At 69.9% G+C, this 14,785-nt stretch carries 11 protein-coding genes; all 11 read right to left on the bottom strand.

Features of this window, described 5'->3' with window-relative positions; translation table 11 throughout:
• The 11 genes from KY462_03415 to KY462_03465 are packed head-to-tail and all read right to left on the bottom strand — an operon-like array spanning position 1 to position 14,785.
• Positions 1–1,641 (bottom strand): NADH-quinone oxidoreductase subunit N, encoded by a 1,641-nt coding sequence (locus tag KY462_03415; protein ID MBW3576785.1) that lies wholly within the window; start codon positions 1,639–1,641, stop codon positions 1–3.
• 3 nt (positions 1,642–1,644) lie between these two features.
• Entirely contained in the window at positions 1,645–3,168 is a 1,524-nt protein-coding gene (locus KY462_03420) for an NADH-quinone oxidoreductase subunit M (GenBank protein MBW3576786.1), read from the bottom strand.
• 1 nt (position 3,169) lies between these two features.
• The gene (gene nuoL / locus KY462_03425; protein MBW3576787.1) at positions 3,170–5,215 is read right to left on the bottom strand and encodes an NADH-quinone oxidoreductase subunit L; all 2,046 of its coding nucleotides are present in this window, start codon (positions 5,213–5,215) and stop codon (positions 3,170–3,172) included.
• A 29-nt stretch (positions 5,216–5,244) separates the two neighbouring features.
• Positions 5,245–5,544, bottom strand: coding sequence for an NADH-quinone oxidoreductase subunit NuoK (nuoK, locus tag KY462_03430; protein ID MBW3576788.1), 300 nt, complete (start codon positions 5,542–5,544; stop codon positions 5,245–5,247).
• On the bottom strand, positions 5,544–6,293 hold the full coding sequence (locus KY462_03435; GenBank protein ID MBW3576789.1) for an NADH-quinone oxidoreductase subunit J: 750 nt from the start codon (positions 6,291–6,293) through the stop codon (positions 5,544–5,546). Before KY462_03435 ends, nuoK begins: the two co-directional genes overlap by 1 nt.
• Complete coding sequence (gene nuoI / locus KY462_03440; protein MBW3576790.1) at positions 6,290–7,195, bottom strand: NADH-quinone oxidoreductase subunit NuoI; 906 nt, start codon at positions 7,193–7,195, stop codon at positions 6,290–6,292. The genes KY462_03435 and nuoI overlap by 4 nt, the downstream gene beginning before the upstream one ends.
• Complete coding sequence (gene nuoH, locus KY462_03445; GenBank protein ID MBW3576791.1) at positions 7,195–8,445, bottom strand: NADH-quinone oxidoreductase subunit NuoH; 1,251 nt, start codon at positions 8,443–8,445, stop codon at positions 7,195–7,197. The genes nuoI and nuoH overlap by 1 nt, the downstream gene beginning before the upstream one ends.
• On the bottom strand, positions 8,442–10,883 hold the full coding sequence (locus tag KY462_03450; protein ID MBW3576792.1) for an NADH-quinone oxidoreductase subunit G: 2,442 nt from the start codon (positions 10,881–10,883) through the stop codon (positions 8,442–8,444). The genes nuoH and KY462_03450 overlap by 4 nt, the downstream gene beginning before the upstream one ends.
• Positions 10,880–12,280, bottom strand: a complete 1,401-nt coding sequence (nuoF, locus tag KY462_03455) for an NADH-quinone oxidoreductase subunit NuoF (GenBank protein ID MBW3576793.1) — start codon at positions 12,278–12,280, stop codon at positions 10,880–10,882. Before nuoF ends, KY462_03450 begins: the two co-directional genes overlap by 4 nt.
• Entirely contained in the window at positions 12,280–13,431 is a 1,152-nt protein-coding gene (locus tag KY462_03460) for an NAD(P)H-dependent oxidoreductase subunit E (GenBank protein ID MBW3576794.1), read from the bottom strand. Before KY462_03460 ends, nuoF begins: the two co-directional genes overlap by 1 nt.
• Before the next feature lie 40 nt (positions 13,432–13,471).
• Complete coding sequence (locus tag KY462_03465) at positions 13,472–14,785, bottom strand: NADH-quinone oxidoreductase subunit D (GenBank protein ID MBW3576795.1); 1,314 nt, start codon at positions 14,783–14,785, stop codon at positions 13,472–13,474.

The following is a 14,785-nucleotide window of genomic DNA, read 5'->3' on the forward strand; positions in this document are numbered from 1 at the left end:
TCACCTCGCGATCGTCGCGGCTTGGTCGGCGAGGGCCACGAACGCCTCCGGCTGGATGCCCAGCATCAGCACCGCGGTCGCCGCCCCCGCGATCCCGGCGGCGACGCCGGTGCTCAGCACCGGTTGGTGAACGCTGTCGGGGTCGGGGTCCTCGAGGAACATGGCAGCCATGAGACGAAGGTAGAAGAAGGCGGCGATCACGCTGGACACGACCCCGATCACGACCAGCCACTCCAGCCCCGACGTGACACCGGCACGGAAGACCGCGAACTTGCCGGCGAACCCGGCCGTGGCGGGGATCCCGGCCAGCGACAGCAGGCACAGGCCGAACACACCGGCCAGGATCGGCGTGGTCCGCCCCAGCCCCTTCAGGTCGACGAGCGCGACCTCGCCACGTCGCCGACGCTCAATCGCGATCACGCACCCGAACGCCCCGATGACGCTGACCGCGTAGGTCAGCAGGTAGAACAGCGTGGCGGACAGGCCCTGCTCGGAGGCGGCGGTCACCCCGATCAGCCCGTAACCCACGTGCGCCACCGACGAGTACGCCAGCACGCGCTTGACGTCCAGCTGCACGATCGCCGCCAGCGCACCCAGCAGCATCGTGACTGCGGCCACGGCGGCCAGGACGGGGATCCACGACGCCTCCAGGCGGGCGAACGACACGAGGAAGACGCGCAGGACGATCGCGAACGCGGCCGCCTTGGTCGCTGCGGCCATGAACGCGGTGACGTTGGTGGGTGCGCCCTGGTAGACGTCGGGCGTCCACAGGTGGAAGGGCACCGCCGACGCCTTGAACCCCAGGCCGACGGTGACCAGCGCCGCCCCGAACAGTGCCACGGGGACCGGTGTCCCGATCAGGCCGATCCCGTCGGCGATGACGCCCAGGTCGATGCTGCCGGTAGCCGTGTACACCAGTGCGATCCCGTACGCGAAGATGGCCGAGGTGATCGCACCCAGGACGAAGTACTTCATCGAGGCTTCCTGCGAGCGCCGGTCGCGCAGCGCCAGCCCGCACATGACGTACAGCGCGATCGACAGCAGCTCGAACGCGATGAACGCCGCGAGCAGGTCGGCCGCCGCGCCCAGCACGGTCATCCCGGCGGTGGCCAGCAGCAGCAGCGCCTCGAACTCGAGGCGCTGGATGTCGCGGTCGACCAGGTAGCCGTACCCGATCGGCAGGACGAGCAGGGCGCTGACCAGGACGGTCACCCGCGTGTAGATGGCCACGCCGTCCAGCGCGATCGCGCCCGACAGGAACGTGCCGCCACCGTCCGCCGCGTAGATCGTCGCCCACTGCCAGCCGGTCAGCGCCAGGGCACCCACGATGACGGCACCGGCGATCCACGCCTGGACCAGTGCCGGACGGCTGCCCAGACCGACCGCTGCGGCGATCGCCGCCGCCCCGACCGCGATCGCCGTGACGCCGGGGAGGGTGCCTGCGGTCGACAGCAGCCACACGCCGACCGCAGCGGCGAGCGACCCCGTGATCACCGCGACGGCGGTGCGGGCCTCCTCGGCCACGGCGAGCATCAGCAGGGCCAGCGCCCCGCCGGCCAGGAGCAGCTCGGGCGCCACCACCGACCACTCGATCGACGGGGTGGGGAGGCGGCCGGCGGCCTGTGCGACGACGGGGACCACGGCTTACTCCTGGGACGCTGGTGCGGCAGCCGGCCGGGGCGTTGCGGCATCGGCGGCTTCCACCGCGCCGTCCCCGACCTGCTCGACCAGCTCGCGGACGGCCGGCTCGATGCGCTCGTACAGGGGCTGTGGGTACACGCCGATCGCGACGATCAGCGCGACGATCGGGGCCAGGACCCACACCTCGCGCGACGACAGGTCAGGGGTGTTCTCGTTGTCGGCGCCCTGCAAGGGTCCGTGGAACACCCGCTGGTAGGCCCACAGCAGGTACAGCGCGGCCAGGATCATCCCCACGGCCGCGGCCGCCCCGGCCCAGGGGTGGGCCGTGAAGGTCCCGAGCAGGATCGGGAACTCGCCGACGAAGCCGTTGAGCCCGGGCATTGCCAGCGACGACAGGGCCACGACCAGGAACAGCCCCGCGTAGACGGGCGTGCGGGCGGCCAGCCCACCGAACGCGGCGATCTGTCGGGTGTGGCGTCGGTGGTAGAGCATCCCGACCAGGAAGAACAGCGCCCCGGTGGACAGGCCGTGGTTGAACATCTGCACGACGCCGCCGGCCACAGCCTCCTCGGTCAGGGCGAAGATGCCCAGCACGATGAACCCCATGTGGCTCACCGAGGAGTACGCGACCAACCTCTTCAGGTCGCGCTGCATCAACGCGACCAGCGCCCCGTAGATGATGCCGACCACCGCCAGGACGAGCAGGATGGGGACCGCCGCGCGCGCCGCATCGGGGAACAGCGGGAGCGAGTAGCGCAGCAGCCCGTACCCGCCGAGCTTCAGGAGCACGCCTGCCAGCATCACGGACCCGCCGGTGGGGGCCTCGGTGTGCGCGTCAGGCAGCCATGTGTGCACCGGGAAGATCGGCAGCTTGATCAGGAACGCGATCGAGAAGGCCGCGAACAGCCACCCCTGCACACCGGGATCCAGGGCGACGTCGCGCACGACGAGGTAGTCGAAGCTGCGGCCGCCGGTCTGGGCGTACAGCGCGATGATCCCCACCAGCATCAGCAGGCCGCCGATGAAGGCGTACAGGAAGAACTTGATGCTCGCGTAGCGGCGCCGTTCGTACCCCCACATCCCGATGATCAGGTACATCGGCACCAGCATCAGGTCCCAGAACACGTAGAACAGCAGCAGGTCCAGCGCCAGGAACACGCCCAGGACGCAGGTCTCGAGCACCAGGAACGCGGCGAAGTAGGCCTTGGCCCGGTCGGTGTGCTCCCAGGCCTCCAGGAAGATCAGTGGGGTCAGCAGTGTGGTGAGGAGCACCAGGAACAGGCTGATGCCGTCCACGCCCAGGTGGTAGCTGATGCCCCACTGGGGGATCCAGCGGATCTGCTCCTCGAGCTGGAAGGCGGCCTCGCCGATCTCGAACAGAGCGAGCATGACCAGGGCGGCCGCGAAGGCCGCCACCGAGGCCGTCATCGCGATCGCACGGACCCGGCGCGGATCGGCGGACGGAAGCAGACCGATCGCCACCGCACCGACCAGCGGCAGCCACAAGACGGCGCTCAGCAGGCCCACGTCAGGCACCTCCCACCAGGAAGGCGGCGACCACCGCGACGGCTCCGAGCACCAGCCCCGCGGCGTACGCCCGGATCAGACCGGTCTGGACGGTCCGCACCCGGGCGGCGGCACCGGCCGTCAGACGCGCGGTGCCGTCGACCAGACCGTCGATCGCCGTCACGTCGAACCAGACCAGGAAGCGGGAGAACGCGCCGCCGCCACGGACGAAGATCCGGTCGTACAGTTCGTCGACCCACAACGCGCGGCGCATCGCCAGCGCGATCGTGCCGAGGTTGGCCCGTACCGGGTCGCGTTCGGGGAAGGGCCGCAGGTACAGCAGGTAGGCGAGCCCGATCCCCGCGAAGGCCGCGAGCAGCGACAGGCCGGTCAGGGCCATCTCGGACAGGGCGGGCTCGGTCGCCCCTCCGCCCGCCGGCAGGTGCGCCACCGACGGTTCCAGCCAACGTTCGAGTGGGCCGTCGTGGGACAGGTTGAGCACGCCCCCCAGAGCCGAGGCGGCTGCCAGAACGACCAGCGGGACCGTCATGGACGGCGGCGACTCGTGGGGATGCAGCTCCACGGCGGCGTCCTCGGTCGGGCGGGTCCCCGCCTGCTGCGCCGAGCCGGCGGCCGTGTCCGCTGCCGTCTGGTCATGCTGGGGCGCCGCTTCGTCCCCGGCCCACCGTTGCGGCCCCAGGAACGTCACGAACAGCCAGCGGCTCATGTAGAAGCCGGTGAACGCCACGGCGACCAGGCCCGTGAACCAGATCACGGTGTGCCCCTCCTCGTACGCCGCGGCGAGGATCTGCTCCTTCGAGAAAAACCCGGAGAACGGGAAGATCCCGCTGATCGCGAGCACGGCGACCACGCTGGTCCAGAAGGTGATCGGCATCACCCGCCACAAGCCTCCCATCCGCCACATGTCGGTGCGGTTGGCCACGGCGTGCATCACCGATCCGGCGGCGAGGAAGAGCAGACCCTTGAAGAAGGCGTGGGTCACCAGGTGGAAGATGCCGGCGCCGAACGCGCCGACACCGACGCCGACGAACATGTAGCCGAGCTGGCTGACCGTCGAGTAGGCCAGGACACCCTTGATGTCGTCCTGCTGGACGGCAACGACCGCTGCGAACAGGGCGGTGGCAACACCGACCACGGCGACCGCCAGGAGCGCGGTCTCGCTCTCGATGTAGATCGGTGACGCGCGGGCGACCATGTAGACCCCGGCCGTCACCATGGTGGCGGCGTGGATCAGTGCCGACACCGGGGTCGGACCCGCCATCGCGTCAGGCAGCCAGACGTACAACGGGATCTGCGCGGACTTGCCGACCGCGCCGCCGAGCAGCAGCAGCCCGATCGCGGTGGCCGCACCACCCTCACCGAGGATGTCGGAGGCCGCAGGGAGCACGTCGGCGAAGGCAAGCGAGCCGAACTCGGCGAAGATCAGGAACAGACCCACAGCGAACGACGCGTCCCCGATCCGGTTGACGACCATGGCCTTCTTGGCCGCGACCGCGTTCGGCATCTCCTCGAACCAGTACCCGATCAGCAGGTAGGAGCACAGCCCAACCAGTTCCCAACCCACGAACAGCACGGCGAAGTTGCTGGCCAACACCAGCACCAGCATCGAGAACAGGAACAGGTTCAGGTACGCGAAGTACCGCGGTTGACGTCGGTCGCCGTGCATGTAGCCGATCGAGTACAGGTGGATCACGGATCCGACGCCCGAGACCACCAGGGCCATGACCGTGCTGAGCGGGTCGAGCAGGACGTCGGTGGTCAGCTGCAGCTGCCCGACGTCGATCCAGGTGTACACGTCGACGACGACGGCGTGAACGTCGGGGCCGGCCCCAAGCAGCTGCAGGAACACCGCGACCGTCACCACGAACGATCCAGCGGCTGCTGCGGTGGCCAACCAGCCGGACCGTTCCCCCAACCGGCGACCCGCGAACAGCAGGATCACGAAACCGGCCAGAGGCAAGGCCGGGATCAACCAGGCGAGGCTGGCGACGCCTGCGGCGGCCTCCGGGTCGAGGCGGTAGCCGACCTCGCCACCTTCGGCGGCCAGGATGATGACGGTGGCGGTCGTCGGCACGGTCAGCCTCGCAGCAGCCGGGGCACGTCCACGTCGAGCGTGCCTCGTCGCCGCCAGATGTTGACCAGCAGGGCCAGGCCGACCACGACCTCCGCGGCGGCGACCACGATCACGAAGAAGGCGATCACCAGGCCATCAGCGGCTCCCCACAGGCGCGAGGCGGACACGAGCGTGAGGTTGACGGCGTTGAGCATCAGCTCGACGCACATGAAGATCACGATCGCGTTGCGCCGGGTCAGGACCCCGACCAGCCCGATCCCGAACAGGACCCCCGCCAGCATCAGGTAGTACCCGATCGGCATCAGCCGCCCCCGTCCGTGGCGGACCCGCCTGGGTCGTGGGGCGCCGCAGCAGCGCCGGGCACGAGCGTGTCGCCGGGGACGACGTGGTCAACGAGCGGCTCGGACTCACCGACCTCGGCTCGTGAACGGTCGGCCCGACCGGCAGGTCGGCGTCCACCCAGCACCATCGCCGCCACGATGGCCAGCAGCAGCAGCAGAGCGGCGAACTCGAAGACGAACGTGTACCGGGTGAAAAGACGCTCCGCGACGAAGCCGACGCTGCCGGTGGGGCTGGCTTGGATCGCCTCGGCCAACCCCTCGCAGCGCACCGCACCCGCGGCCGGGGCAACGCTGGCCGCCGCCCCGCAGACCGACTGATCGCCCGTGAACGGCCCCACGAACACGAACCCGGCGCCCGCGACGAGCATGGCCCCCAGCAGCCACGCGCCGCCTCGGATCGCCGGATGGCGCTCGATCAGCAGGTCGTCGCGGGACACGCCCAGCAGCATGATCACGAAGAGGAACAGCACCATGATGGCGCCGGCGTAGACGATGATCTGGATGATCGCCAGGAACGGCGACTCGAGCACGAGGAACAGCCCGGCGATCGCGACGAAGTTCAGCACGAGCATCAGCGCCCCGTGCACGACGTTGCGCATGGTGATCATCGCGACCGCCGCACCGACCGCCACGGCCGCCAGGACCCAGAACAGCACCACCTCCCCCGTGGCGCTGCCGGCCGCCTGCTGGGCGAGGAGGAGCACCCTCACTGGTCCCTCTGTGCCCCGCCGGCGTCCTTGTCGGAGCGCTCCTGCGGCGGGCTCTGCGGTGGCTGTGGCGCCTCCCCGCCGTGGGGCTCCTTGCGCTGGTCGTCCTCGTCGAGCACCGGCGCCCCGACGTCGCCGCTGGCTTCGCGCAGGTGCGCGGTGTCGCGGCCCAAGCCCACCGCGTGCTGGTCGGACTCGCGGGTGGCGATCTCATCGCGGGCGTGGACGGGAGCGGTCGAGATCCGCTCCTCCAGGCCGCTCATCCGCCGGCCGGCACGGACCATCTGTCGGGGACCAGCCGGCTCGTAGTCGCCACCGACCAAGTCCGGAGGTGTGGCCGCCAGACCGCCGTAGTAGTTGATCTTGCGCCGGCGCACGTCCGCATCCCGGTGCGGTGGCCTCGTCGCGCCTTCGGGGAGCGGTGCCAGGAGGCGCTCCTTGGTGTAGATCAGGCCGTAGCGAGTGTCGGCGGACAGCTCGTAGTCGTGGAGCATGGTCAGCGCTCGGGTCGGGCACGCCTCGATGCAAAAGCCACAGAAGATGCAGCGGTTGTAGTTGATCTGGTAGTCGGACGCGTACCGCTCCCCCGGCGAGTACCGCGCCGCGGCGGTGTTGTCGGCGCCCTGCACGAAGATGGCATCCGCCGGGCACGCCCAGGCGCACAACTCACAACCGATGCACTTCTCCAGACCGTCCTCGTAGTAGTTGAGCTGGTGGCGGCCGTGGAAGCGCGGCTGGGGCTCACGCTTGTCGTCGGGGTACTCGGTCGTCACCGGCCTGCGCAACGTCGTCCGCAACGGGACCTTGAACCCACGACCCAGCGCCGTGCGCGTCAGGAACAGGAAGAACAGGCCGACCGCGGCGACGAACGCCACGATCGTCCAGATCACGGCAGGGATGGTCATCACGGGACCCTCTCACGGGAGTGGATCTCCTCGGGTTCGTCGAACGCGCGCCGGTCGTCCATCGGGCGACGAACGGTGCGGCGCGCGCCGCGGGAGAACAGCGGTGCCAGGACGTACAGGAGCACGGCAGCGGCGACCCCGGCCACCGCCACGGTCGTTCGCTGGCGGGCTTCCAGCTCGGTGTTGACCATCACCATGAACGCCGTGGCCAGGACCCACACCAGCCCCAGCGGGAGCATGAAGCGCCAACCCACGTCCATCAGCCGGTCGTAGCGGAACCGCGGCAGGGTCGCCCGCAGCCAGACGAACACGAAGACGAAGACCGCGAGCTTGACCAGGAACCACAGCACCGGCCACAGCCCGGCAGCGGTCTCGGTCAGGACCGGACCGGACGGTCCGCCGAAGAACAGGGTCACGATCAACGCCGACCCGACGATCACGTTCATGAACTCCCCGAGGAAGAACATCGCGAACTTGATCCCGGTGTACTCGGTGTGGAACCCGCCGACGAGCTCACCCTCCGCCTCGGGGAGGTCGAAGGGATGGCGGGAGGTCTCGGCGATCAGCGCGGTGAGGAACAGGATGAACGCCGGGAAGAGCGGGATCACGTACCAGTTGGGGATCCCCGCCACGAGGCCGGGACCTGTCTGCTGGCCGACGATCTCGGAGACCCGCAGCGTCCCGCTGTAGACGAAGACGGCGGCGACGGCCAGCCCCAGGGGGAGCTCGTAGCTGATCATCTGCGCCGCCGAGCGCACACCGCCCAGCAGCGGGTACGCCGATCCGCTGGACCATCCGGCGAGCACGATGCCGTACACGTGGATCGAGCCCATCGCCAGGAACCACAGGACCCCGATGTCCGGATCGAACACCTGCAGCTGGAACGTCTCGCCGAACAGGGTGACCGGCCGCCCGAAGGGGACGATCGCCGCGGCGAGCAGCCCGGTGACCGGCGCGATCAGAGGTGCCAGGTAGAAGACGGGGGCATCGACCATGTCGGGGCGGACGTCCTCCTTGAAGAACAGCTTCACGCCGTCCGCCAGCGACTGCAGCAGCCCAGCTGGACCCGCCCGGTTGGGCCCGATACGGGCCTGCATGCGGGCCAGGGTGCGCCGCTCGGCCCAGATCAACAGGGCGGTGGCGGGGAGCAGGAACCCGACCAGGACCAGGACGCGGACCAGGTGCACCCACAGGGGCAGTCCTGCCTCGTCCACGGTGAACGACGGGACGCTCTGGGCGAGCAGGGTCATCGCAGCCCTCCCGCCGCTTGGGCCGGCGCAGGCTGGGCCACCTCGACCGTGACCCACGTCGGCCCGCCGGTGTCGCTGGCCAGGGTCGTGGCCGGCGCATCGGTGGAGTTGGTCGGCACGTACACGACCCCCCCGACCACGTCGTCCTCGACCGCGGCCGTGAGCGTCAGCTGGCCGTGCTGGGAGCTCACCGTGACCGGCTGACCCGGAGTGATCCCCAGCCGCTCAGCGTCCGCGGTGTTCACCGCCGCGAACGGCGGCTTGCCGGTCTTGAGCATGTTGTCCGCCCCAGCGCTCATCGCGCCCCGGTCGAGCAGGAGCGGGTACGTGAGCAGCTGCAGCCGGCCGTCGGCGTCGTCGGCGTCAGCACCGGCCAGCTGTTGCGAGCCGGCTGCGCCGACGGACCACGGCCGGCCAGACACGGCTGGCAGGCGCGCCATCTCCCGGCGGACGTCGTCGAGGTGGCGGTGACCGAGGTCGTGACCGAGGAGGAACGCCAGCTGGCCCAGGATCTCCCAGTCCTCGTGCGCCAGGTTGGGCTGGCTCACGGCCAGGTTCAACCGCTGACGGCGGCCCTCCCAGTTGGTGAACGTGCCGTCGCGTTCGTAGGCCGCTGCGGCAGCCAGCACGATGTCGGCGTACCGGGCCGTGTCGTGGTGCATCAGGTCCTGCACGATGACCGTCCGGACCCGCTCGAGGGCGGACCTGGCCAGCCGGGGACGGTCGAAGTCGCGGGCCGGGTCGACCCCGACCAGGTAGAGCACGTCGATCTCGCCGCGGGCAGCCGATTCGAGGATCGCGGTGGCGTCGCGTCCACGCGCGGTCGGGATGTCGCCCCAGATCGCTTCCACCTCGGCGCGTTCGTCGTCGTGCTCGAGTCGGCGCCCCCCGGGCAGGATGCCCGCAACCAGTCCCGCGTCGAGCGCGCCGCGGGCGTTGTTGCGACGCGGCACCCAAGCCAGCTTGGCGCCGATCGACTCCGCCAGGCGCCCCGCCGCTGCCAGCGCACCACGCGCAGCGCCTCCGCGCTCACCGACCAGGATGACCGCCGCGTCGCCGGCCGCTTCGAGCGCCTCCCTGACGTCGGCCGCGGCCCGGTCCAGGTCACCGGCTCCATCGGCCAAGGCGCTCAGGACAGCGGCCTGCCCTCCGGGCGCGGTGTGCAGCCGTCGCCACAGGATCTTGGAGATCGAGCCGGACCGGGGGCCGATCGACACGAGCTTCGCCTGGTTGTCGCGCCACGCCTTGCGCAGGCGGAGGAACAGGATCGGGACCTCCTCCTCGGGGTCGAGGTCGACCAGCACCGTGACCGGTGCCGCTTCCACGTCGCCGTACGTGACGCCTCGCCGGGTCGGGACGACGGCCAGCACCTCGTCCTCGTCCGGACCGGCGGCGCGGGCCCGGAAGTCCACGTCGTCCGTGCGGAGCACGCTCCGGGCGAACCTGCTCAGCACGTAGGCGTCCTCGTCCGGCAGGTGCCCGCCCGTGAGAACCGCCACGCTGTCGGCGCCGCGCAGCCTGTCCGCCGCGGTCTGGAGCGCCTCCATCCACTCAACCGGGACGAGGTCGCCCCCTCTGCGCAGCATCGGCTGGTCGATCCGCTGCTCGTGCTGGAGGTACTTGAACGCGAAGCGGCCCTTGTCGCAGTTCCACGCCTCGTTGACCGCCGGATTGTCGCGGGCGACAACCCGCATGATGCCGCCTCGGCGAGTGTGCACGTTCATGTTGCACCCGGCCGAGCACAGGTTGCAGACGCTGGGTCGGGACTCGAGATCGAACGGCCGAGCACGGAACCGGTAGGAGGCCGAGGTCAGAGCGCCAACCGGGCAGATCTGGATGATGTTGCCCGAGAAGTAGTCGAAGTACGGCTCGTCCTCGTAGATGGCGACCTGCTCCAGCGCGCTGCGCTCGAACAGCTCCAGGAAGGGCCGGCCAGAGATCTGCCGCGCGAAGCGGGTGCACCGGGCACACAGCACACACCGTTCGCGGTCGAGGAGGACGTTGGGGGACACCGCCACCGGCTTGGCGTAGCGACGCTTCTCGTCGATGAACCGCGACTCCCCCGGTCCGTGTTCGAGCGCCTGGTCCTGCAGGGGGCACTCTCCGCCCTTGTCACACATCGGGCAGTCGAGCGGGTGGTTGATCAGCAGGAACTCCAGCTGCGCCTTCTGTGCGTCACGAGCCCACTCGGACGTCAGATGCGACTTGACGACCATGCCGTCCTGGCACGGCGTCGTGCACGAGGTCATCGGCTTGCGCTGGCCTTCGACCTCGACGATGCACTGACGGCATGCCCCGGCCGGGTCGAGCAGGGGATGGTCGCAGAAGCGCGGGATCACGATGCCCATCTGCTCCGCGGCGCGGATGATCAGCGTGTCGGGGGGCACGGTGATCTCGCGGCCGTCGATCGTCAGCGTGACGGTCTGGTCGTCGGTCATGCGCGGCTGCCCTTCCCGCCAGTGGTCGCCTGCGCGGCCAGCGGCAACCCGGTCCGGGGCGGCTCGATCGTGCCCTCCTCCGACTCGCGGTGGGGATGCAGCGGCTCGACCTCCTCGGCCCGGGGGGTGGCGTCGAACGGACAGCCGCGCTGCTCGACGTGTGCCTCCCACTCGTCGCGGAAGTACTTGATCGCGCTCTGTGGGGGTTGGGCCGCGCCGTCGCCGAGCGCGCAGAAGCTCCGCCCCCACATCTGGGTGCAGACATGATCGACGATGTCGATGTCGGCCATGCGTCCCCGGCCGGTCTCCAACCGGGTGAGGACCTGGGTGAGCCAGAACGTCCCCTCACGGCAGGGAGTGCACTTGCCGCACGACTCGTGCTCGTAGAACTGGTTCCAGTTGAGCACGGCGTCCACGGTGCAGGTGCGGTCGTCGAAGACCATCAACGCGGCCGTGCCGAGCATCGTCCCGGCCTCCTGCAGCGACTCGAAGTCCAGCCCGACGTCGAGCGCGTCGCCGGGGAGCATCGGGACCGACGACCCGCCAGGGACGAAGAACTTCACGGGCCGGTCGTCGATCATCCCCCCGCACAGGTCCTCGACGATGGCGCGGATCGGGGTTCCCATCGGGACCTCAAAGTTCATCGGTCGCTTGACGTGGCCGGAGACACACACCAGCTTGGTGCCCGAGCTGTCCTCGGTCCCCCACTGGCGCCACCACTCGGCACCGTTGGAGACGATCCCCGGGACGCTGCAGATCGTCTCCACGTTGTTCACCGTGGTGGGGCTGGCGTACAGCCCCGACTGTGCGGGGAATGGCGGACGCAGTCGCGGCTGGGCGCGGCGGCCCTCCAACGAGTTCAGCAGCGCGCTCTCCTCACCGGCGATGTAGGCACCGGCGCCGCGGTGCAGCGACATGTGCAGACGGCGGCCGGTCCCGAACACGTCGTCGCCGAGGTAGCCGCGTTCGTAGGCCTCGACGATGGCGTCGCTGAGCCGGCGGGCCGGCCACTCGTACTCGCCGCGGATGTAGATGAACGAGTGCTCGCTGCGCATCGCGAGGCACCCGATCATCAGCCCCTCGAGCAACAGGTGGGGGTCGCGTTCGAGGAGCCAGCGGTCCTTGTAGGTCCCCGGCTCGGACTCGTCGGCGTTGCAGATGTAGTAGGACGGCTGGGTCGGCTCCTGGGGCATGAACGACCACTTGACGCCGGTCGGGAACCCCGCCCCACCGCGCCCGCGCAGCCCCGACTCCTTGACCACGTTGATGATGTCGCTCGGGTGCATCTCCAGGGCCTTGCGCACCGCCTGGTAGCCGCCGGTGCGCTCGTACCCGTCGAGCGTGTAGGCGTCGTCCTGGTCGAAGCGCTGCGTGAGGACCTTGACCTCCTCGACCATCAGCGTTCACCTTCCCGGTCTTGGCGATCTGCCTGGTCTTCCTGGTCGTGTGGCGGATCGCCGGCATGGGCTGACTCGAAGCCGGGGTCGGTACCGATGCGGCGAACGTGTGCGGTCCCACCACTCTGGCTGAGGGAGGCCTTCTGCGGCGGCGGGCCCTCCTCTTCGGCCTCCTCATCGGCCTCCTCGTCGGCGTCCTCTTCGGCCTCCTCGTCGGCGTCCTCTTCGGCCTCGCCGTCGGGGTCCTGCTCGGACTCGCCTTCCTCCTCCACCCCGGGTTCCTCGTCGGACGAGGGCTCAGCGTCCGCCTCGGCCCCGGGTTCGTCCTCGGCCGAGGGCTCCGCGTCCTCCTCGCCTCCAGCCCCGGCCTCGGGCTCCCTCGCCGGCCTGTCGAGGCGTTCACCGGCAGGGGGCTGCTGCGACGGCGCGCGGCGGTCGTGCTCGTCGGGTGGCGCCACCCCGGTGGTGTCGCCGACCTCCGGACCCGGGCGGTGGACGCCCGGCCCGCCCAGCGGGTGGGCCTCGTCGAGGACGCGCTCCGCTGGCGGCTCCCCGTAGGAGACCATGTCGGACTGGGCGGCCCGCACCGCCGCGGCGTGGAGGCGTTCGTGCTCGTCGGCCCCGGCCAGACGCCAGCACACCTCGCGGAACGTCGGCGGCGGTTCGCCGTTGACGGGGAGCGGTGGCTGGCCCCGACGGACCTGCTCGAGGAGCTCCATCGCCTTGTCCGCCGACAGGCCCTCGTAGTTCTGGTAGTTGACCTGCACGACGGGCGCGCTCTCGCAGTTGCCGAGGCACTCGAGGTGCTTGACCGTGACGCCGGTCTCGGGGTCGTGTTCGCCGCCGAGCCTGTCCACCCAGCGGTCGAAGATCTCCTGCCCGCCGCGCACCTTGCACGAGAAGTTCGTACAGACCGTGACCAGCCAGTCGCCAGGGTCTTCGCGCTCGTACATCTGGTAGAAGGTCTGGACGGCCTGGACCTCGGCCTTGGTGAGGTCGAGCTTCTCGGCGCAGAACGCGATGCCCTCCTCGGTGATGTAGCCCTGATCGTGCTGCACCAGGTACAGCAGCGGCATCAGCGCCGACTGCGGCTGCGGGTAGCGGGAGATCAGCCGGTCCGCCGTCGCGTGGATCTTGTCCGACAGGGCCACGGTCAGCCTCCGCGCATCGGCGGCTCGTCGAGACGGGGTCTCACCGGTCCACCCCTCCCATCACGGGGTCGAGGGTGGCGATGATGGCGATCAGATCGGCGACCATGTGTCCTCTGGACATGTGATCGATGGACTGCAGGTTCACGAACGACGGATCGCGCACGTGCACGCGGTACGGCTTGGTGGTCCCGTTGGACACCACGTGGTAGCCGAGTTCGCCGCGGGGCGACTCCACCGGCACGTACACCTGCCCCGGGGGGACCGCGAAGCCCTCGGTCACGAGCTTGAAGTGGTGGATCAGCGCTTCCATCGACTCGCCCATGATGTGGCGGATGTAGGTCGGATCGTTCCCGATCCCGTCCGGGCCCAGACCCAACTGCGCCGGCCAAGCGATCTTCTTGTCCTCGACCATCACGGGACCATCCGGGAGCGCGTCGACCGCCTGGTCAATGATCCGCATCGATTCGCGCATCTCCTGCATGCGGACCAGGAACCGGGCGTAGGTGTCAGCCCCCGTCTCGGTGGCCACGTCGAAGTCGTACTGCTCGTACCCGCAGTACGGCTGTGCCTTGCGCAGGTCCCAGTCCGCACCCGCCGCGCGGAGCAGCGGGCCGGTGACCCCGTAGCGGATGGCGTCGTCGGCTTCCAACACGCCCACGTCCTGGGTGCGATGGATGAAGATCGGGTTCTGCTCGAGCAGGTCCTCGTACTCGGCGAGACGCTCCGGCAGGTAGGAGATGACGTCACGGCACTGCTGTGCGAAGTCGGCCGTGACGTCCGCGGCCAGCCCACCGGGACGGACGTACCCGTGGTTCATCCGCAGCCCGGTCTGCGCCTCGAAGACGTCGAGGATGTTCTCCCGCTCGCGGAAGCCGTAGATCATCATCGAGATCGCGCCGAGCTCGAAGCCGCCGGTCGCCAACCACACCAGGTGGCTGGCGATGCGGTTCAGCTCCATCATGATGACCCGCACCGCCTGCGCACGGGGCGGGGCGTCGATGCCCAGCAGCTTCTCGACCGCGAGGCAGTACGCAACCTCGTTGAAGAACGGCGACAGGTAGTCCATCCGGGTGACGAACGTGGTGCCCTGCGTCCACGTCCGGTACTCGGTGTTCTTCTCGATACCGGTGTGCAGGTAGCCGATGACCGGCTCCACGCTCATGACCGTCTCGCCCTCGAGCTCCACGACGAGGCGGAGCACGCCGTGGGTCGAGGGGTGCTGGGGGCCCACGTTGACCGTGAGCCGGCCTTCGGTGACGGCGTCCTCGAGCACCTCCCAGTCGGCGCCGCTGACCCAGATCTCGTCGTCCGACCCGCCGTACCCGGCCGCGCCGGTGCGCTCGTCCACGCTCAT

This window comes from Actinomycetota bacterium, from assembly GCA_019347675.1.
Taxonomy (GTDB): domain Bacteria; phylum Actinomycetota; class Nitriliruptoria; order Nitriliruptorales; family JAHWKO01; genus JAHWKW01.

Excerpts from the sequence above, each read along its gene's own strand:
- nuoK (MBW3576788.1), bottom strand. The coding sequence starts at position 5,544 with ATGCCGATCGGGTACTACCTGATGCTGGCGGGGGTCCTGTTCGGGATC.
- nuoF (MBW3576793.1), bottom strand. The coding sequence starts at position 12,280 with ATGGTCGAGGAGGTCAAGGTCCTCACGCAGCGCTTCGACCAGGACGAC.
- nuoH (MBW3576791.1), bottom strand. The coding sequence starts at position 8,445 with ATGACCCTGCTCGCCCAGAGCGTCCCGTCGTTCACCGTGGACGAGGCA.
- nuoI (MBW3576790.1), bottom strand. The coding sequence starts at position 7,195 with ATGACCATCCCTGCCGTGATCTGGACGATCGTGGCGTTCGTCGCCGCG.
- KY462_03450 (MBW3576792.1), bottom strand. The coding sequence starts at position 10,883 with ATGACCGACGACCAGACCGTCACGCTGACGATCGACGGCCGCGAGATC.
- KY462_03465 (MBW3576795.1), bottom strand. The coding sequence starts at position 14,785 with ATGAGCGTGGACGAGCGCACCGGCGCGGCCGGGTACGGCGGGTCGGAC.